General features: G+C 72.9%; 16 protein-coding genes. 4 read left to right on the forward strand and 12 right to left on the reverse strand.

All coding sequences use genetic code 11. From position 1 onward, the window contains the following. Positions 1-47: 47 nt before the first annotated feature. Together dacB and EDC02_RS39670 are read right to left on the reverse strand one after the other, a co-directional pair. Positions 48-1,616 carry a D-alanyl-D-alanine carboxypeptidase/D-alanyl-D-alanine-endopeptidase gene (gene dacB / locus EDC02_RS23675; protein ID WP_370461483.1) on the reverse strand — a complete coding sequence of 523 codons (1,569 nt, stop codon included), beginning with the start codon at positions 1,614-1,616 and terminating at the stop codon, positions 48-50. Then, positions 1,562-1,771: a hypothetical protein gene (locus tag EDC02_RS39670; RefSeq protein ID WP_148083578.1), complete on the reverse strand. Its 210-nt coding sequence runs from the start codon at positions 1,769-1,771 to the stop codon at positions 1,562-1,564. The genes dacB and EDC02_RS39670 overlap by 55 nt, the downstream gene beginning before the upstream one ends. A gap of 518 nt (positions 1,772-2,289) precedes the next feature. Here EDC02_RS39670 and EDC02_RS23680 point away from each other — a divergent pair. Further along, positions 2,290-2,796, forward strand: a complete 507-nt coding sequence (locus EDC02_RS23680; protein ID WP_123603846.1) for an inorganic diphosphatase — start codon at positions 2,290-2,292, stop codon at positions 2,794-2,796. Between the two features lie 21 nt (positions 2,797-2,817). On the opposite strand, the gene eccD is transcribed toward EDC02_RS23680, so the two are convergent. Then, the gene (eccD, locus tag EDC02_RS23685; RefSeq protein ID WP_123603847.1) at positions 2,818-4,167 is read right to left on the reverse strand and encodes a type VII secretion integral membrane protein EccD; all 1,350 of its coding nucleotides are present in this window, start codon (positions 4,165-4,167) and stop codon (positions 2,818-2,820) included. Positions 4,168-4,271: 104 nt separating this feature from the next. Between eccD and eccCb the strand changes: the two genes are divergently transcribed. Both eccCb and mycP read left to right on the forward strand, forming a co-directional pair. Then, positions 4,272-8,312: a type VII secretion protein EccCb gene (eccCb, locus tag EDC02_RS23690; protein ID WP_123603848.1), complete on the forward strand. Its 4,041-nt coding sequence runs from the start codon at positions 4,272-4,274 to the stop codon at positions 8,310-8,312. A 42-nt stretch (positions 8,313-8,354) separates the two neighbouring features. Continuing rightward, a complete protein-coding gene (gene mycP, locus EDC02_RS23695; RefSeq protein WP_123603849.1) occupies positions 8,355-9,755 on the forward strand; it encodes a type VII secretion-associated serine protease mycosin in 1,401 nt (466 codons plus the stop codon). Here mycP and EDC02_RS23700 read toward each other — a convergent pair. The 6 genes from EDC02_RS23700 to EDC02_RS23725 all read right to left on the reverse strand — a co-directional run bounded on the left by EDC02_RS23700 (position 9,676) and on the right by EDC02_RS23725 (position 15,171). Next, a complete protein-coding gene (locus tag EDC02_RS23700) occupies positions 9,676-10,854 on the reverse strand; it encodes a MarP family serine protease (protein ID WP_123603850.1) in 1,179 nt (392 codons plus the stop codon). The two genes, mycP and EDC02_RS23700, sit on opposite strands and share 80 nt — an antisense overlap. Positions 10,855-10,916: 62 nt before the next feature. Beyond that, complete coding sequence (locus tag EDC02_RS23705; RefSeq protein ID WP_233606254.1) at positions 10,917-11,672, reverse strand: CoA pyrophosphatase; 756 nt, start codon at positions 11,670-11,672, stop codon at positions 10,917-10,919. Next, positions 11,669-12,364, reverse strand: a complete 696-nt coding sequence (locus EDC02_RS23710; protein ID WP_123603851.1) for a TlpA disulfide reductase family protein — start codon at positions 12,362-12,364, stop codon at positions 11,669-11,671. The genes EDC02_RS23705 and EDC02_RS23710 overlap by 4 nt, the downstream gene beginning before the upstream one ends. Continuing rightward, positions 12,361-13,086, reverse strand: a complete 726-nt coding sequence (gene nth / locus EDC02_RS23715; protein WP_123605093.1) for an endonuclease III — start codon at positions 13,084-13,086, stop codon at positions 12,361-12,363. The genes EDC02_RS23710 and nth overlap by 4 nt, the downstream gene beginning before the upstream one ends. Before the next feature lie 152 nt (positions 13,087-13,238). Beyond that, complete coding sequence (locus EDC02_RS23720) at positions 13,239-14,363, reverse strand: CapA family protein (protein ID WP_370461558.1); 1,125 nt, start codon at positions 14,361-14,363, stop codon at positions 13,239-13,241. A gap of 76 nt (positions 14,364-14,439) precedes the next feature. Next, on the reverse strand, positions 14,440-15,171 hold the full coding sequence (locus tag EDC02_RS23725) for an adenosylcobinamide amidohydrolase (protein WP_123603853.1): 732 nt from the start codon (positions 15,169-15,171) through the stop codon (positions 14,440-14,442). Between the two features lie 218 nt (positions 15,172-15,389). Between EDC02_RS23725 and EDC02_RS23730 the strand changes: the two genes are divergently transcribed. After that, complete coding sequence (locus EDC02_RS23730; RefSeq protein ID WP_123603854.1) at positions 15,390-16,067, forward strand: Crp/Fnr family transcriptional regulator; 678 nt, start codon at positions 15,390-15,392, stop codon at positions 16,065-16,067. Positions 16,068-16,118: 51 nt separating this feature from the next. Here EDC02_RS23730 and EDC02_RS23735 read toward each other — a convergent pair whose 3' ends face one another. The 3 genes from EDC02_RS23735 to EDC02_RS23745 all read right to left on the reverse strand — a co-directional run bounded on the left by EDC02_RS23735 (position 16,119) and on the right by EDC02_RS23745 (position 19,270). Continuing rightward, positions 16,119-17,165, reverse strand: coding sequence for a hypothetical protein (locus EDC02_RS23735; RefSeq protein WP_123603855.1), 1,047 nt, complete (start codon positions 17,163-17,165; stop codon positions 16,119-16,121). Next, a complete protein-coding gene (locus tag EDC02_RS23740; RefSeq protein ID WP_233606255.1) occupies positions 17,162-18,112 on the reverse strand; it encodes a transporter substrate-binding domain-containing protein in 951 nt (316 codons plus the stop codon). Before EDC02_RS23740 ends, EDC02_RS23735 begins: the two co-directional genes overlap by 4 nt. 147 nt (positions 18,113-18,259) lie before the next feature. After that, the gene (locus tag EDC02_RS23745) at positions 18,260-19,270 is read right to left on the reverse strand and encodes an ABC transporter permease (RefSeq protein ID WP_123603856.1); all 1,011 of its coding nucleotides are present in this window, start codon (positions 19,268-19,270) and stop codon (positions 18,260-18,262) included. Positions 19,271-19,352: the final 82 nt, after the last annotated feature.

A 19,352-nucleotide genomic window follows, 5' to 3' on the forward strand; every position in this document is an offset into this window, starting at 1 on the left:
CCACCGTACCCGGGTGACGCCCGCCGACCCCGGTGATCATGCCCCGGTCAACGGCAACCGCAGCTGGCCAGGGTCGCGGCGATCCGGTCCAAGCCGGCCTGGGCGGCGTCGATGAGCAACGGCACCTCGTCGGCCAGCACCGCGAACGCCAGCAGCCGGCCGTCGGCGGTGGTCACCGTGCCGGCCAACGCGTTGATGCCGGACAACGACCCGGTCTTGGCCCGCACCACGCCAGCGCCGATCCGCTGCGGGGCGTCCGCCGTCTGGTACCGACCCTGCAGGGTGCCGGACCAGGCGGCGACCGGCAGGCCGGAGAACAGCCCGGTCAGCGCGGGGCGGTCGCCGCTGCCGGCGAGCACGGTCAGCTCGGTCAGCAGCCCCGGGGTCACCCGGTTGCTGCGGGACAGGCCGCTGCCGTCGGACAGGTCGCTCTGCTCGGCCGGCAACCCGAGTTCAGCCAGTACGGCGTCCATCGCGGCCGCCGCCCCGGCGAACGACGCGGGTTCGCCCCGGGCGATGGCGACCTGCCGGGCGAGCGCCTCGGCGAGGACGTTGTCGCTGTCGCTGAGCATCATCTCGACCAGCCGGGCCATCGGCGGCGATTCGACCCGGGCCAGCTCGGCACCCGGGCCGCCCTCCGTCGGCTGGTCGGGGGTCGCCCCTGACGACTGGTCGGGGGTCACCGGCTGCCCGGTCGCCGACGGGGTCGGTGCGCCGGCGACCGCGTCGGTGCCGCCGACGGGCTGCGCCGCCGAGCCGGAGAGCTGGCCGGTGTAGCCGGCCGGGGTGGTGTCGACCGCGTCCGCCGGCAGCCCGAGAGCCCGGGCGAAGGCCCGGCCGGCAGCCAGGTCCGGTGCGGCCGAGCGCGGCGCCCAGCCCTTGGCGGCGGCGGGATCGGTCCGGGCACCGTCCACCATCAGCGCGGTGATCGCGGCCGCGTACCCGCCGGTCGGGATGTCGTCGTCCCACCCGGGCCCGAACGCCGGCCCGGAAAAGAGCGAACTGTCGATCAGCACCTTGGTCGGCGCCGTGTCGCCGAGGGCGGTACGGGTGGCGGCGGCCAGCACGTCGAGCCGGGCGGCCCCCGGATAGAATCCGGTGTCATCGATCGACAAGGTCGGATCGCCGCCGCCGATCAGCACCACCTCGCCGGGCGCGGCTCCCTCGACCACCCGGGTCGTGATCCGGTGTGTCGGCCCGACCGCGGCCAGCACCGTCGCCGCGGTGACCAGCTTGGTGGTCGACGCGGGCACGGTCAGCGCCGCCGGCTCGCGACCGTACAGGACCGCACCGGTCGTCATGTCCCGGACCGAGACGTGCACCCGGTCGCCGAGGCCGGATCGGCTGATCGCCTTGTCCAGCATCTCGGTCAGCCCGGCCGTGGTGGGAAGCGGGGCGTCGGCGGCCAGCCCGGCCAGCACCGGTCCGGGCGTCGGCTCGGCGGACATGCTCGGGCTCGGGCTCACCTCGGCGGCACCGAGCCAGCCGGCCACCGGACCCGGCCGGAGTACCGCAATCGAGGTACCACCGGCCAGCAGGACGACGACGGCGACGGCGGCGATCAGCAACCGGGCCCGGCGGCGCCGGTCAGCTGACGACTGGCTGGCCGGCGGCACCGGCTGAGCCGGCGCGGACCCAGCTGGCGCAGGCTGAGCCGGCGCAGGCTGAGCCGGCGCGGGCTCAACTGGCGCAGGCTCAGCTGACGCAGAGCCAGCCGGCGCAGGCTCGGCCGGCGCAGGCTCGGCCGGTGGTACCGGTCTGGCGGTGCCACGAGCCGGCACCGACGCGCGTCCCCGGTGGCCGCCCGTCGAGACTTCGGCCGGAGCCGCGTCGGTGCCGCCGGTCGTGGACGGCACGGTGGCTCGGCCGGTCACCGGCGCCGACCCGGTGGCCGGCTGGGTCTCCGTAACAGATGCGGTCCCGGTGGGCGGCGGCGGGGCGGCCGGCGGCGGGGCGGGGCGGCCCGACTCCGTCGGATCCGGATTGCGCGCACCGACCGGGGCGGCGGCAGAGTCCTCCGACGGGGCCGTCTGGTCACTTTTCGCAGGCGGACCGCTACCCTGCGACGCGGGACCGGGCGCTCCGTCGGCCCGATCGGGTTCACCGACGGCCCCAGCGGACTGTGAGTCTTCCCTCCCCACCGGCCCCACCTCCCAACTGACGAACGGACTAGGCGACACTACTTGTGTTCACAAAGCGAGCGGGAGCCGAAACGGTCGGGCGGGGCAACGCCCGGACGGCGTACCGCTCTATTTCCGTAGCCAGCGCGGGCGACGAGGGAGCGTGAGTATGGATTTCGACGTTACGGTTGAGATCCCCAAGGGTCACCGGAACAAGTATGAGGTCGATCATGCGACCGGCCGGATCCGGCTGGACCGCACCCTGTTCACTTCGACGCAGTATCCAGCCGACTACGGTTTCATCGAGGGCACCCTCGGGCAGGACGACGACCCGCTGGACGCACTGGTGCTCGTACCGGAACCTACCTTCCCAGGATGCCTCATCCGGTGCCGGGCGATCGGCATGTTCCGGATGAAGGACGAGAAGGGCGCCGACGACAAGGTGCTCTGTGTGCCGTACGAGGACCCCCGTCAGGAACACCTGCGCGACATCCACCACCTCGGTGAGTTCGACCGGCTGGAGATCCAGCACTTCTTCGTCGTCTACAAGGACCTGGAGCCGGGCAAGTCGGTCGAAGGCGCGACCTGGGTCGGCCGGGTCGAGGCAGAGGCCGAGATCCAGGCGTCGTTCCGCCGCCGGGAGGCCGCCCTGGAGCGCGGCGAGTCGGCCCACTGATCTGATCAGGCGTCGGGCTGCTCAGCCGAGCAGCCCGACGGCCCACCGGTAGAGCCCGAAGACGGCACCGGCCAGCGGAACGATGCTGATCAACGCGGTGATCTCCAGCAGGTCGGCCGCCCGGCTCAGGTACGGCGACGGTGACCGGCCGGCGTACCGGGCACCGGCCGTAGCGGTCGACACCGCGACCACACCCCCGGCCACGACCAACGTCGACGTCGACACCGGCAGGTACGCGGGCAGCGCGCCGAACACGCACAGTGTCGTGGCCGCTGCCCCCGCGACGAGCAGTGGCAGCCGCTGCCGGGTGCTGACGAACGTCCGCGAGCGCAGCGACATCGCCAGCCCGACGACGCCGACCAGCACCACCCCGACCACCCCGCCGACCTGAGCCAGCACCACGCTGGCCGCGACGCCGACGGCGGCGTACCCGATCAGCATCCCGGTGAGCAGCCGCTCGGCCCGGACCACGGCACCCGGCACCGAATCGCCCGTCCCGACGACCGTCGGCACCTGGCCGAGCCGGACGGCGAGTCGGGGCAGCAACCCGAACCCGCAACCGACCACCACCAGCAGACCGGCCGCCGCGCCGGATGCCCCGGTGACCGTCGACGCGGCGACGGCCGCCATCGAGCCGAGCCCGGCCACGGTCGCCACGGCGACGAAGATCGGCCCGTCGGCGGGCACCGCTGCCCCGGCAGTCGCCGCCGCGCCCAGCAGCACCAGCAACCCGGTCGCCATGGCCGTGGCGGTCGGCCAGTCGTCGGGACGGAGCCCGACCGGACCACCGTCGCCGGTGGCGAGCAGACCGGCGGCGAACGCGTACGGCAACGAGCCGGCCCCGAGCACGACGCCGGCCGCCGCGTCCCGCCAGACCCGTCCGGCCAGTACCCCGACCGCCAGCACCGCAGCCCCGACGAGGGCCGCCGCCCTTGCCCGCTCGGCCGTTGCGGTGCCGGCCCCGACCAGCACCAGCCATCCCGCGCCGAGCCACAGTCCGGCCGCGCCGAGCGCGTACCCTCTGGTCGTCGCGGCCGACCAGGTCCGGCCCTGCTGTCGGGCGGCGGCCGCGATCGCCTCGGCGACGTCGTCGTACTCCAGCTCCGGCCAGTAGGTCCGCCCGGGCACCAGATGCAGCACGTCGCCGTCGCGGATCCCCTGCTGGTGCAGTGCCTGCCCGGCAGACACCGGTACCCCGTCCGCCCGACGCAGCACCCAGCCGCCGTGCCGTTCACCGTCGTCGGCCAGCCCCTCCCCGCTGTGCCGCAGCAGTTCCGGCAGCAGCTCGGCGACGGGCACGTGTCCGGGCAGGGCGAGATCCAGCCGGCGGCGCGGTCCGCAGACGGTGATCCTGGCCAGGCTCACGTTCATCGTGCCTCCTCGACGCCGCAACGGCCGGGCCGGTGCCGGGGCCGGCGGCCGCCATCCACCGCCGGTCCATTGCGGAACACTCTACGTAGGTGTTAGCTGACGCGATGGCGGGCATCGTCCTCACCAGATCCGAGCGTCGTCCGGCACCCGAGATCCCGGCCGGGGAGGTCCGCGTCCCCCCGCCTCCGCAGGTCGCCGATCCGGACTCCGGCCGCTGGCAACGCCTGCTGGCCCTGCTGCCGATGGCCGGCGGATCGGTGGCAATGGCGGTGCTGCCGGGCCGTGACGGCGGGGTCTACCCGTACCTGATGGCCGCGGTGTTCGGGGTGTCGACGCTGGCCATGTTGGCGGCCAGTTGGAACTCCGCACCCGGCGCCGACGCGCGATCCTCGACCGACCTGGCCCGGCGTCGCTACCTACGGCAGTTGGCCGGCCTGCGCAGCCAGGTCCGGGAGACCGTGGGCCGGCAACGGACCGCGCTGAACTACCGGTACCCGGATCCCGGTCGGTTGTGGTCGACGGCGGCGAGCAGTCGGGTCTGGGAGCGCCGACCGCATGACCGGGATTTCGCGACCGTACGGGTCGGGGTCGGATCGCGCCCGCTCGCCACCCCGCTCGTGCCGCCGGCCGACGACCGGCCGGTGGACGAGATCGAGCCGCTCACCGCCGCGGCGCTACGACGGTTCATCGACTCGTACTCGGTGGTACCGGGGTTGCCGATCGTGGTCGGGCTGCGCGACGTCGCCCGGATCTTCGTCGTCGGACGGCCGGACGGCGATGCCCCGGACGGGGCACCGGCCGCGCTGGTACGCGCGGTGCTGGCCCAACTGGCCGTCCTGCACGCCCCGGACGATCTGCGTATCGCGGTCTACGCGCCGGCCGACCGCCGCGACCGGTGGGAGTGGGTCAAGTGGCTGCCGCACGCTGGTCATCCGCAACGCACCGACGCCACCGGCCCGCTGCGGTTGGTCGCCGGCAGCGGGGTGGAGCTGGCCCGGCTGCTGGACTCGATGTCCGCCGCGCACGTCGTGGTGGTGTGCGACGGCACCGATCCCAACGACGGGACAGATCCGAGTGACGGGACTGGGGCGCACGACGGGACCGCAGCGGTCGACGGGGCCGAACCCGACCTCGGCGGCGGGAACGGCGTCACCGTGGTCCAGGTGGGCGTACCGGCGCCACGGATACTCGACCGGGTCACCATGGAGCTGTCGGTCGATTCGTCCGGTCGGCTGGTCATCCGTGGGTCGACCGGGCCCATCGACACCGGGACGGCCGACGGGCTGGGTGTCGTCGAAGCGGAGGCCCTCGCCCGGCAGCTCGCCCCGTTGCGGCTCGCGTCGAACAGCGGGCCGGCCCGGTCCGCCGCAGTGGCCCAGGCGGACCTGGTCCAGCTGCTCGGCTTCGGCAGCGGTGGTGCCGGTGCCCGCTGGTGGACGACGGCCGGACCGGACCGCAGCCCGCCGGTCGACCGCCACCTGCGGGTCCCGTTCGGGGTCACCCCCGAGGGGCGCCCGGTCGAGCTCGATCTCAAGGAGTCGGCGCTGCACGGCATGGGGCCGCACGGGCTGGTGGTCGGCGCCACCGGCTCCGGCAAGTCGGAGCTGCTCCGTACGCTGGTCCTCGGGTTGGCGCTCACCCACCCGCCGGAGTCGTTGAACCTCGTCCTGATCGACTTCAAGGGTGGTGCCACGTTCGCCGCGTTGGACCGGTTGCCGCACACCGCCGCGGTGATCACCAACCTGGCGCAGGAGCTACCGCTGGTGGACCGGATGGCCGACGCGCTGCACGGTGAGGTGGTCCGCCGCCAGCAGCTGCTGCGCCGGGCGGGCAACCTGGCCAGCCGACAGGACTACCTGCGGGTGCAGCCGACCGACGAGGCCCTGCCGCCGCTGCCGTCACTGGTGATCGTCTGCGACGAGTTCACCGAACTGCTCACCGCCAAGCCCGACTTCATCGACATCTTCCTGCAGATCGGCCGGGTCGGACGGTCCCTGGGGATGCATCTGGTGCTCGCCTCGCAGCGGGTGGACGAGGGCCGGTTGCGGGGACTGGACACCCATCTGGCGTACCAGATCGGGCTGCGGACCTTCTCCGCGCTGGAGTCGCGGGCGGTCCTCGGCGTACCGGACGCGTACCACCTGCCCCGCGAGCCGGGCCACGGTTTCCTGCGGTACGGCACCGGGGCACCGGTCCGGTTCCGGGCCGCCCACGTCTCCGGGCCGTACCGCCGACCGGCCCCGCGCCGGGCCGGTGGTCCCCGCTCGACGCCGAGGCTGTACGGCTTCCGGACGCACCCGGTGCCGGCGGCCGCCAGCCGGCCGGAACCGGCAGGAGTGCCGTCGGGCGCCGGCACCAGCCTGCTCGAGGTGAGCGTCGACCGGCTGGCCCGGCACGGTCCACCGGCGCACCGGGTCTGGCTGCCGCCGCTGGGCGAGCCGCCCCAGTTGGACGACCTGCTCGGTCCGGTACGGCTGGTGCCCGGTCGGGGCCCGGCCGTGGCCGACCCGGACCGGTCGGGGCGGCTGCGGGTGGCCGTCGCCGCCGTCGACAAGCCGTACGAGCAGCGCCGGGATCCCTTGTGGCTGGATCTGGACGGGGCGGCCGGGCACGTCGCGGTGGTCGGCGCGCCGCAGAGCGGGAAGTCCCAGCTGATCCGGACGTTGATCTGTGCCCTGGCGTTGACCCGTTCCCCGGCCGAGGTGCAGGTGTACTGCCTGGACTTCGGCGGCGGGGCGTTGGCCGGGCTGCGGGACCTGCCACACGTCGGCGGGGTGACGGTGCGGACCGAACCGGCGACGGTACGGCGTACCGTCGCCGAGGTCACCGAACTGCTCGCGAGCCGGGAGCGGCGGTTCGCCCGGGATGGGGTGGAGTCGATGGCCGCGTACCGTGCCCGCCGCTCGACCGGGTCCGGGTCCGGGTCCGACAGTACGCCGGACGACCCGTACGGTGACGTCTTCCTGGTCGTCGACGGCTGGACCAGCCTACGCGGCGAGTACGACGACCTGGAACCGTCGATCACCGACCTGGCCACCCGTGGCCTGTCGTACGGGGTGCATCTGGTCGCCTCGGCACCCCGCTGGGCTGACTTCCGGCCGGCGCTGCGGGACCTGTTCGGCTCCCGGCTGGAGCTGCGACTCGGCGACCCGATCGATTCGCTGGTGTCGCACCGGTCGGCGGCCAACGTGCCACCGGGGTCGCCGGGCCGCGGGATCACAAGCGACGGCCTGCACTTCCTCGCCGCCGTGGCTGCGGTGTCCACCCTGGTCGATGCGTTCGCGGACGGCTGGGCGGGGCCGTCGGCACCGCCGGTCCGGCTGCTACCGGACCTGCTGCCGTACGCCGCGTTGGACCGTACCGGCACGGCAGGGCTCCGGCTGCCGATCGGGCTGGCCGAGTCGGACCTGCGACCGGTGTCGATCGATTTCGCCGCTGATCCGCACCTGCTGCTGTTCGGCGACGCGGAGACCGGCAAGTCGAGTTTCCTGCGTGCCATCGCCACCACCGTCGCCGGTCGGTTCGCCCCCGAGCAGGCCCGGCTGATCATCGTCGACTACCGTCGCAGCCTGCTCGGCGCGGTGGACACCGACCACCTGATCGGCTACGGCGGCAACGCGTCGCACACCACCGACCTGATCGACTCGGCCGCGGATCATCTGCGGCGGCGGCTGCCCGGACCGGACGTCACCGCCGCGCAGTTGGCCGGCCGCTCCTGGTGGACCGGACCTGAGCTGTTCGTCCTGGTCGACGACTACGACCTGGTCGCGGCCGGGCCGGTGAACCCGATCCACCCGCTGTTGGAGTATCTGGTGCACGCCCGTGACGTCGGCCTGCACCTGGTGCTCGCCCGCCGCGTCGGGGGTGCCGGGCGGGCCCTGTACGAGCCCGTCGTCCAGCAGTTGCGCGAGTCGTCCGCCGCCGGGCTGGTGCTCTCCGGCGACCCCGACGAGGGGCAACTCGTCGGCGGGGTCCGCGCCGAGCCGCTACCCCCCGGCCGAGGTCGGCTGGTCACCCGCCGGGACGGCATCCGTCTGGTGCAACTGGCGTACCTGCCGGCGGGCGATCCGACCGGGCCCACCGGCGGCGCGAACCGGCTATCGGCTTCCCTCAAGACTGCTTCTGACAGTGCAGAATCGCGGTAACCTCCGTGCAGCAAGTTTCTGCTGGGGTGAGAAGGCCAGATTGTGACGTCGTTGCCGCGCCATCCACGCAGCGCCGCCCGTTGGCTCGCCGGGGCGGTGCTGGTCCTGGTGACCGCCGTCAGCGGCCCGGCCGCGCCGCCCGGACCCGGGTTGGAGCCGGGACGCATCGGCACGGGGTCGGCAGCGGCGGCGACCGCCGCGCTTCCCGTCCGGTACGACCCGATCCGGGACGAACAGTGGCAGTTGCGGGAGTTGTCGGCGACCACCGCCTGGCAGTACGCCACCGGCACCGGGGTCACCGTCGCGGTGATCGATTCCGGGGTGGACGCCAGCCACATCGACCTCGCCGGCCAGGTGCTACCCGGGATCGACTTCGTCGAGGACGGTGACGGCTGGTCCGACCCGGTCGGGCACGGCACCACCGTCGCCGCGCTGATCGCCGGACGTGACGACGACGAGGACGGGGTGCTCGGGCTCGCCCCGGACGCCCGGATTCTGCCGGTCCGGGTGCTCGACGAGGAGAACCGCTACGACGACGCGCTGGTCGTCGCCAAGGCGGTCCGCTGGGCGGTCGACAACGGGGCCCGGGTGATCAACCTGTCGCTGGGCGGCAGCGGCGACAGCCCGGAGCTGGCCGCCGCGCTGGACTACGCGTTCGCCAGCGACGTCGTGGTGGTCGCCTGCACCGGCAACGTCTCTGCCAACGGCACGTCGCGGGTCTGGTATCCGGCCCGGGAACCGGGCGTCGTCGCCGTCGCCGGGATGGACCGCGGTGGCGAGCAACTGTGGGCCGGTTCGATCACCGGGCCGGAGACGGTCCTCACCGCACCCGCCACCGGGCTGGTCGGCGCCCGACCCGACGGCTACTGGCAGGTGCAGGGCACCAGTTTCGCCGCGCCCCTGGTGGCCGCGACCGCGGCACTGATCCGGTCCCGATTCCCGGAGATGTCGGCGGGCACGGTGGTCACCCGGCTCATCGAGACCGCCCGCGACCTGGGCACGCCGGGCCGGGACGACCGCTACGGCTTCGGCCTGGTCGATCCGGTGGCTGCGCTGACCGACGGGGTCGACGCGGTGCCGCGCAATCCGCTCGACGACAACCGGACCCCGGGGGTGGTCGGCTTCGGCCCAGCCCCCGGTCTGGAGTCCGCAGCGCCGACGCTGGCCGGCGGCTCGACCCGGATGGGCGGTCAGGACACCGGCGACCAGGGGGCCGGATGGGCGATCGGGCCGATCAGCGGACAGCGTAGTGAAAGCGGCCAAGGGCTGCTCAGCAGCGGTCTGCTGCTGCTGGTCACGGCCGTCATCGGCAGCTGGCTGGCCCGGCGGATGCGGATGACGACGGCGGCTGCCCGCAGCGACGTCAGGCGCACTCCCCGGTGGCGGTCCGGCGGGTACTCCGTACTCCCAGAACCGCCACCGACGACGCCTCCTCGGCGGTGACCGCGAATCCGGTGTTCGGGTCGTCCGCCGCCGCCGCGAAGATCACCCCGAGTACGAGTCCGTTGGCCGCGACCAGCGGGCCCCCGGAGTTGCCGGACCGGACCAGCGCGCGGATCGTGTAGACCTCGCGGAGGACCTCACCGTCGTCATAGATGTTCGGGCCGGTGATCGGCCCGACGTCGCGGACCCGGGCGGACTGCGCATCGTACGGCCCGTCCAGCGGGAAGCCGAGCACGATCGCGTCGGCACCGGTCGGGGCCGGACGGTCGGCGAACGGCATCACCGGAGCCGGCAGGTTCGGCACGTAGATGACCGCCAGGTCCCGCTCCGGGTCGTAGACCACCACTCGGCCGTTGTGCCGCTCGCCCAGAACCTCCACCGCCACGGTCTGCGTACCGGCGACCACGTGCGCGTTGGTCATCACCCGGTCCTCGGCGTAGACGAACCCGGAGCCTTCGATCCGGCGGGAGCAGCGGGGCGCGGAGCCGAGCACCTTGACCACCGACCGCTGGGCGTTCGCCACCACCTCGGAACCGGCCAACGCCGGGTCCGGGGCCGGCACCTCGCGGACCCGGGTCGGGGTGAGCCCGCCGAAGACGTCCGGGAAGCCGCGGGTGTCGACGGTGTCCCGCAGCGCGTTGGACAACGCCTGCGCCTGCGGTGGCATCACCCGGTCGATGCCGTTGAGCAGGGCGCTGTTGCGTACCGCCCCGGCCAGGCCGGGCATCGCGGAGGAGCCCAGCGGCACCGCGACCAGCCAGGCCACGAGCAGCACCGCCACCAGCGAGATCGCCGCCCCGCCGAGGTCGTCGGCCCGGCGTCCCACCGGGCTGGTGATGGCGTGCCGCAGCCGGGAGCCGGCCCAGCCGGCCAGTGCCTGGCCGAGGACGGCGAGGCCGAACACCGCGACCAGTGACACCACGACCCGGGCCACTGTGTCGACGAACTGTTCAGCCAGCAGCGGCCCGAGCTGCAGACCGACCAGTGCGCCGCCGATGAACCCGGCGAAGGACAGCACCCCGATCAGGAATCCCTGGCGGTAACCGCTGATCGCGAATACCAGCATGAGCAGCAGCAGCACGACGTCGACGGCGGACACCCGTCAAGACTACGGGCACCGGGCGAGCGGCCTGGCCGGCAGACGGACGTGGCGGCCGGCGGTCAGCCCGGCAGGCCGGCGGAGCCGTCCACAGTTGCCGCAGCGCCGCCGGCCCGGTCACCGAGCGTGTCGGGCAGACCGGCGGCCGACGGGTCGCCGCCGGGCGACGGCTCGGGCGGCAGGTCGATGATCCGACCGGTCGGCCAGGCTCCGGCCCAGCCGGCCATGTCCAGCAGGGCGGACAGCACCCCGGCGGTGAATCCCCAGACCAGCATGCCGCGCACCTGGAAGGCCGGTGCCACCCAGCCGCTCGGGTGGCGTACCTGGAGTCGGTTGTCCGGATCCACCAGCTCATCAACCGGCAGTCGAGTGACATGTGCCACTTCTTCCGGTTGTCGGGGATGCACCGGATGTGGCCGATGCCACCAGCCGAGCACCGGGGTGACCACGAAGCCGCTCACCGGGATCCACAGCCGGGGCAGTTGGGCGAGCACGGTGACGCTGCCCGGGTCCAACCCGACCTCCTCCTCGGCCTCCCGTAACGCGGTCGCCCGCGCGTCCCGGTCGCCCGGGTCGGCCGCGCCGCCCGGGAACGCGGGCTGCCCGGCGTGGTTGCGCATGGTCGCGGCCCGCTGCAGCAGCAACACGTCGGGCTCACCCGGCCGATGCTCGCCGAGCAGGACCAGCACCGCGCTCGGTCGACCACCCCGGGCCGGGGTCGCCACCCGGGTGAAATCGGCGGTACGGGCGGAGCGTACCCGGGTGAGCAACGGCTGCCACCAGGCCGGCAACGGTTCGGAGGGCGGTGGGCCGGTCACGGGGCCACCGCCAGGCCCAACTCGCGCCCGACCAGGTCGGCGAGCGTGGCGTCGTCGACGGTGCCCTCGTACGTCCGACGGATCTCCCCGTCACCGTCGACGAACAGGGTCAGCGGCAGGCCGACCCGCTCGACCGCCAGCAGCAGCTGCCGGTCCCGGTCGACCAGACTCGGGAACCGCAGCCCCAGATCCTCGGCGACGGCGACGGCGGGATCCCGGTCGTCGTAGGTGTTGACGCCGATCAGGTGCAGCTGTCCGGCGGTACGGTCGGCGAGGCGTTGCAGCGCCGGCAGCTCCTCCCGGCAGGGCTTGCACCAGGAGCCCCAGAAGTTGATCACAGCGGGCCCGCGTACCGCCGCGACGTCGACGACCGTCCCGTCGGCGAAGCAGGCCAGGCTGACGTCGGGCAGCGGAGTGCCGCCGCCCGACGGGCTACCGGCAGCGGCAGATGGCTGCGGCGCGGCGACGGTCGACGGTTGCGGCACGGCACCGGCCGCTGCGGCGGGCGGCGCGGTCAGGCCGGCGCAGTCGGCGAACGGGACCGGTCCGGACGCTCCGGCAGCGTCGCCCGCCGCAGCACCCGGGTCCGTGGTGCAACCGGACGCCGCCAGCAGCAACGGCACCAGGACGGCGGCGAACAACGACCCCGGCCCGAGCCGACGGCCGAGCCCCGACGGGCGGCCGGCGCTCATGGCACCTCGGCGGCGACGGCCGCCGCCGGCACCAGGTCGGCGGGGATTCCGGCCTGCTCGGCCAGCTCCCTCGCGCGCGGGCCCTTGAGCAGCTTCACCGCCTCGGCTGCGGCGGTCGGACCGGTGCCGTACGCCGGGCAGAGCGGGGCGAGCGTACACGCGCCGCAGGCCGGTCTACGGGCGTGGCAGACCCGTCGGCCGTGGAAGATCACCCGGTGGGACAGCATCGTCCAGTCCCGGCGTTCGATCATCGCGCCGACCGCGTGTTCGATCTTCACCGGATCGGACTCGTCGGTCCACGCCCAGCGGCGGACCAGCCGTTGAAAATGGGTGTCGACGGTGATGCCGGGCACATCGAACGCGTTACCGAGGATGACGTTCGCGGTCTTGCGGCCGATCCCGGGCAACTCGACCAGCTGCGGCAGACGGCGTGGTACCGCACCGGCGTACCGCTCGGTCAATGCCTGGCCGAGCCGGATCAGCGAGCTGGCCTTGTTCCGGAAGAACCCGGTCGGCCGGATCAGCTCCTCCAGCTCGGCCCGGTCGGCGGCGGCGTAGTCGGCAGCCGTCGGGTAGCGGGCGAACAGCTTCGGGGTGACCTCGTTGACCCGTTTGTCGGTGCACTGCGCGGACAGGATAGTGGCGACCGCCAACTGCAGCGGACCGTCGTGGTCGAGCTCGCAGTGCGCATCGGGATGGGTCTGCGCCAGTAGTCTCGCCATCCGCCGGGCACGACGTTTGCGCCCCAGGTCGGTCTCGGTGCGCACGGCCCGGGCTGCCGCAGGCCCGGTGGCCGCGGTTCCGGTGGCCGCGACCGGGGCGCTCGCGGCTCGGGGGGCTGGCGGTGTCACACCGGTCAGCCTACGTCGGCGGGTCAGTCCGACGGCGGTGAGATGGTGCCGTCATCGTCGAACTCGGCGCCGGTCTGCGGAAAGTCCGACCCGCTCAGCTCCCGGACCAGGTCGAGCCCTCGGCGTTGCTCGTCGACGACGGGCAGACCGCTGCCGTTCATGTACGTGGCAACGAACTCGCCGTCGACCCAGTCGCCGTCCGGGTCGAGGGTCACCTTCAGCACCCCGCCCCAGCCCAGCCGGCCGTTGTTGTTCAACGTGCCGCCGCCACCGGCGAAATTTCCGAGGCTGTACGCGATCAGCCGGCCCTGGTAGAACTCCATGCCGCGCAGCACGTGCGGGCCGTGGCCGACGATCAGGTCCGCCCCGGCGTCGATCATCGCCCGTCCGAAGGCCATCGGGTCGCCACGGTTCTCTCCGGCGAACAACTCCGTGCCCGGGGTGACCCGGGTCATCTCCGCTCCCTCGGCACCCATGTGGACCTGCACGACGACCAGGTCGGCCTGCTCGTCGGCGCGCCGGACCACCTCCGCCGCGGCGTCCAGGTTGATCAGGCTGTTGTTCGGCGGGGAGTACGAGGAGAAGCCGGCCACCGCGACACTCACCCCGTCGACGTCCAGCACGGTGATCTGGTCGAGCGCGCCGGTGTGCCGCATACCGTGCTCCTCCAGCGTCTGCTGGGTGTTGCGGTATCCGGCCTCGCCGTAGTCGTACCCATGGTTGTTGGCCTGGTTGAGCAGCATGAACCCGGCGTCACGCAGGTGGGCCGCGTACTCGGGCGGGGCCCGGAACTGGTGGCACTGGGTGGCGTCCGGGGCGCACTTGCCGGTCCCGGTGTCGACCGTCAGCGGCTCCTCCAGGTTGCCCATCACCAGGTCGGCGGCGAGGGCCTCGGCCACCGAGTCGAAGAAGCCGGCACCGCCGTCGGGCGGCAGCCGATCGGGGGCGTTGCCGAGCACGATGTCGCCGGTGGCCGACATCGAGATCGCCTGCGGCTCCGGCGACGCGGTGGCGGTCGGCGACGCCACCGTCGGCGAGGCAGCCGACTGCCACTGCGGTTCGGTTCCGGACCGGCCGACCCCACCGAGCGCGACGATGCCGATCAGCACGGCACCGAGCAGAACGGCGGTCAGCACGACGATCGACAGGACGGGTCGGCCTGCGGCGGGCTCCTGCCGCCGGCGCCCCCGGGCGGCACGCTGGGCGTCACTCACTGGCGTGACCCTACCGGCCGGGAGTCCCCGGCGACGACAACCGTCCGGCTGGTTTGTCCCCGTGTCCGATCTGCCGTCCTTGCGGGTCCGTCGCGCCACCATGCTGGCCGGTGCCACCGCGTACCGCCGCGTGCGCCACCCGGGCGAGCCGCGCGCCCCACGTCGACCGGGGACCGCCGTACCGCTGCTCGGGCCCGTCCGGCGGGCAGAGCACCACCACCGCGTCGGTCGCCGTGCCGGTGGCCCGCAGTCCGAGCTCGACCAGCGCCTGGGTCTTCGCCTCGGTGATGGTGGCGACCGCGTTCACCAGGGCGGCCTCACCGAGCCGTACCGGAAGCGCCGCCACGATGTTGATCGTCCCGGCCGGCGGCGGTGCGAGGCCGGCGGCGCTCGGCGCGGCGGCCAGCACCGGGGTGCCGAGCCCGACGGTCGCCCACACCTGCACGCCGGCCTCGTCGCGGGTCACCATCCGACGCACGTCCACCCCGGTGAGCAGGCCGACGCCGGGCCCGCGCAGGTCGGCCTGCTCGGCCAGCGCGACGAGGTGGGTGTCGGGGTCGTCGCGGCGGTACGACATCGGCACGGTCGCGTTGATCACCCACCAGCGCAGTCCGATCCCGCCGCCCAGCGGGGCGGAGCTGATGGCCAGCAGCGGCTCGGTGAGCGCCCAGCAGGCGTACGGCAGGGTCCGGCCGTCCTCGGTGCGGGTGGTGAACCATGGGCGGGCGACGTCGGGAGACACCGGTCGACGATACGGCGTCCGCCGGTCGCACGGCGGTGACCGGTCGGCGTGCGCGGCGCCGCATATTAACGACGGATCCACCCTGTTGGGTTACGCTCCTGGATCAAGATTCGGAGGGTGCGCATCCGGCCAGGGGCGGAGTGCACCTAGACTGACTGCGCGCGGCTGGTCACGGCTGGGGTGCCGAGGAACGGACGCCGCGCAGGCGGAGGTGCGCGATGGACGAGGTGCTGGCTCGTAGCGGGATCTTCCAGGGCGTGGACCCGGAGGCCGCCGAGGCACTCGCCAAGGAGATGGAGACGATCGAGGCCCGCAAGGGTGAGGTCGTCTTCAACGAGGGTGAGCCGGGTGACAGCCTGTACATCGTGCTCACCGGCAAGATCAAGGTCGGCCGGCGGGCGGCCGATGGCCGGCAGAACCTGATCGCCGTGATGGGCCCGTCGGACATGGTCGGCGAGCTGTCGCTGTTCGACCCCGGGCCGCGTACCGCCACCGCGACCGCCGTCACCGACACCCGCCTCGCCCGGCTGCGCAAGCAGGCGCTGCGGCCCTGGCTGAACAATCGACCGGAGATCGCCGAGCAGCTGCTGCGGGTGCTTGCCCGACGGCTGCGCCGGACCAACGACGCCCTCGCCGATCTGATCTTCACCGACGTGCCGGGGCGGGTCGCCAAGAACCTGCTGCAGATGGCCGGCCGGTTCGGCACCCGCGACGGCGGGGTGCTGCGGGTGACCCACGATCTCACCCAGGAGGAGATCGCCCAGCTGGTCGGGGCGTCTCGGGAGACGGTCAACAAGGCGCTGGCCGACTTCGCCTCCCGGGGCTGGCTGCGGCTCGACGGCAAGAGCATCATCATCCTCGACCCCGAGCGGCTCGCCCGGCGCGCCCGGGTGTGACCCTACGGACAAGGGTGACCGGCGGATCTGCCCGGACCGGGCGGCGCCGGATCATCGCACCGAGGCGGTCGCCCGGCAGACCGCGTCCACCGGGGTGACCGGGCGGACCTCCCGCCCCAACGCCTGCAGCAGCGAGTCCTCGACGTGGAACCCGTGCACCCAGAGGCGGTAGCGGGGCAGGTCCGCCTCGCTCGGGCAGAGCACCTGCGCGTCGACGTCGTCGGTCGGCACGTACCGGACACCGCCCTGTTCCTGCAGGATGGCCACGCTCGCGTCGTCGACCGCGATCACGCTGCCCCGGATGTGCTCGGTCTCCCCGCCCGGCACCCCGACGGTGGTCACCGTGCTGGGCAGCACCGGCGCGGTGGCCACCGAGTACGACGTCCAGGCCAGCGCGATCATGACGGTGAGCTGGCCGGTCGCGACCAGCAGGTGCACCGTGCCGGGCAGCACCGGACCGGTCACCACGAGGGCCAGCAGCGGTGGAGCGCCCAGGATCAGCGCGACGAACCACTCACCGGTGACCGCCGCCTCGGCCAGGGTCGGCGCCAGCAGGCCGTAGTAGCCGATCAGCAGCAGGCCGAACAGGGTCAGCCGGTTCGTCCGACGACCGTCCGGCGACTCCCCGGCCGTGCGGTGTTCGTCCGGGGTACGGGTGCGCAGCTGGGCGGTGGCCGCGATCGCCGGCAGCAGCAGCGGCAGATAGAGGATCTTCCAGGTCACGACCGCGACCAGAAGGGTGACGATCAGAAACCAGACGGGCACCACCCGCATCCAGCGGACCAGCAGCGGCGGCCCTCGGCGCGCCCACCGCCGCTGGTCGTTGTCGACGCTGACGGTCAGCACCGCGCTGATCGCGAACAGGGCCATCATCGCACCGGAGACCACCCGGCTCGCCGTGCTGACGAAGGCGGCGACCAGGTTCACCGGGTTGACGTTGGCGGCCAGCAGCAGGGTGGTCTGCAGCTCGCCGCCGGCCTCGACGACCAGCCGGAGCACCGAGATGATCGCCGGGGCGCCAACCACCACGCTCCAGAACTGCTGCGCCGCCCGGTTCCGCCGGTCCGCCTCGTCGACCGGGCGCTCGGCGGCGGTCACCGCCGGTTCTTGTCGTCGTGGTCCACCAGGTCGGGCGCGCCGTCCGGCCGGGGCTGATCGGCCTCGCCGAGCCACCGCCCCAGGTGGTTGTTGTACGCCGTCTCCCAGGCGTTCGCTTCGTCCCGTTGGTCCTGCTGGTAACTCTTGTCCAGAAAATAGCTGACCAGGTCACGAAGGTTCTCGTCCTCGACCGGCACCCCGATGCCCAACTCCTCCTCCACGCCGAACGGCATGTCGACGATGGCGAGTTCGTCGGGGTTCTCCGAACGGAGTCCGGCGAGGATCGTCTCGTCGGAGACCATCGCCTGGAAGTCGCCGGCCAGGATGCCGTCCCGGCAGGCGGCCGGATTGTCGGCCTGCTGGTGCGGGATCCCCCGTTCCCTGAGCATCGCCTCGGTGGTGGAGCCACCGGCGACGCAGACGGTGTACTCCTCGCTGTTCAGATCGGTGATCGTGGTGATCTCGTCGACGAATTCGGTGGCGACCAGCACCTCGGGTGTGGTGATCAGGTACGGGCCGGCGAACCCGACCCGCTTCTTACGTTCCTCGGTGATGGAGAAGCTGGCCACCACGATGTCGACCTCGCCGCTGCGCAGCTTCTCGATCCGGTCCTCGGTGTCCAGCGGCACCCACGTGATGCTCTGGTCGCCGAAGCCGAGGGAGTCGGCGATGTAGCGGGCTATCTCGATGTCGAAACCGTGGTACGCGTTGTTTCGCCGGTACGACATCAGCGGAATGTCGATATTGACGCCGATCCGCAACTCGGTCTGGTCGCTGATGGTCGAGGCCTCCCGGAGATCCCGCACGGTCGGCCGGTCCGGCGGCTGGTTGTCCTCACAGGCGACGAGAGCGACCAGCACCAAGGTCGCGGCAACCGCCAGCGTGGTCATCGTCTGCCGGGTGCGGTGATCGATGTATGTGCGGAACTCGGTGGATCTGTCAGTCATGGCAACCTCACGACTGCGGCAGTCAGGATCGATTGCGTGTCGGGCAGCCGTCCACATTGCCGGCTCCGCTCAATGTAGTGGCTCCCGGCAATACCTGACACCGCCGAGTCGCGCCGGCCGGATCAGGCGAGCTTTGCGCCGGCCGGATCAGGCGATCTTCGTGCTGGGCGGGGTGGTCGACCGGGTACGGGCCGACGGGCGGTTGCGGGTCAGCAGCGCCAGCAGGCAGCCGGCCAGCGTCCAGCCGCAGAGCACGAACCACTGCGGCAGGGTCGGAGCGTCCGGAAAATACGAGATGGCGCGAATCAACGAGACGGACGCCCCGGGTGGGAAGAACTGGCCGATGGTGCCCCACGGCCGGGGCAGGAACTCGACCGGCAGCGTAGCGGCGGAGATCGGGCTGCCGACCAGCATGATCAGCACGGTGCCGACGCCGACGCCGTGCAGCCCGAACAGGTTGCGCAGGCCGATCACCGTTGCCGCGATGGCCGCCACGGTCAACCCGCTCGCGGCCGCGTTGAGCGGAAAGGAGCCGCTCAGGATCCGGAACGCGTACTGACCGACCACCGCGACCGCCGTACCGGCGATCACGGTAAGTACGACCAGGGTGAGCAGCCGTCGGGCGGTGCCCTGGATGCCGATCGCGATGAAGATGCCACCCTTGAGACCGCCGAGCAGCAGCGGGAAGAAGAAGGCGCTGAGCCCGGCACCCCGCTCGTCGTGCGGGGAGAGCGGAACGACGTCGGTGACCGGTGGTCGGTCGGCCGTGGTCTGCCCGGCCGGGTTCAGCACTCCGGTGAGCGCGCCGATCAACTGACTGGCGATGGTGCTGGCACCGGAGGCGACCAGCAGTTCCGGGCCGCCGTCGACCACCACGGCGCCGTACACCTCGCGGTGTCGGATGGCCTGCACCGCCGCGTCGCGGTCGGGGTACCGGCGGACGGTGAACTCGTGCGGCCGGACCTGCTCCAGCGCCGCGACGATCGTCGTCGACTCCGGCTCCGCGGCCACCAGACCGACGGGTACGCCGTGCGGCTCGGCGTAGACCGCCGGCCAGGTGAAGGCGACCATGATCAGGGTGGCGACGGCGGCCAGGCTGGCACCGGTCACCAGACACCGGCTGAGCCGGGACGGCTGCCCCGGTTCCGGCTGCTCCATCGGTCACCTCGGCCGCTCGGCGGTTGCAGAACTGCCAGGTCAGGCTAACCGCCCGGATAGTCGGACAGGCGAGACTTGCACC

Source organism: Micromonospora sp. Llam0 (assembly GCF_003751085.1).
In the GTDB taxonomy this organism is placed as follows: domain Bacteria; phylum Actinomycetota; class Actinomycetes; order Mycobacteriales; family Micromonosporaceae; genus Micromonospora_E.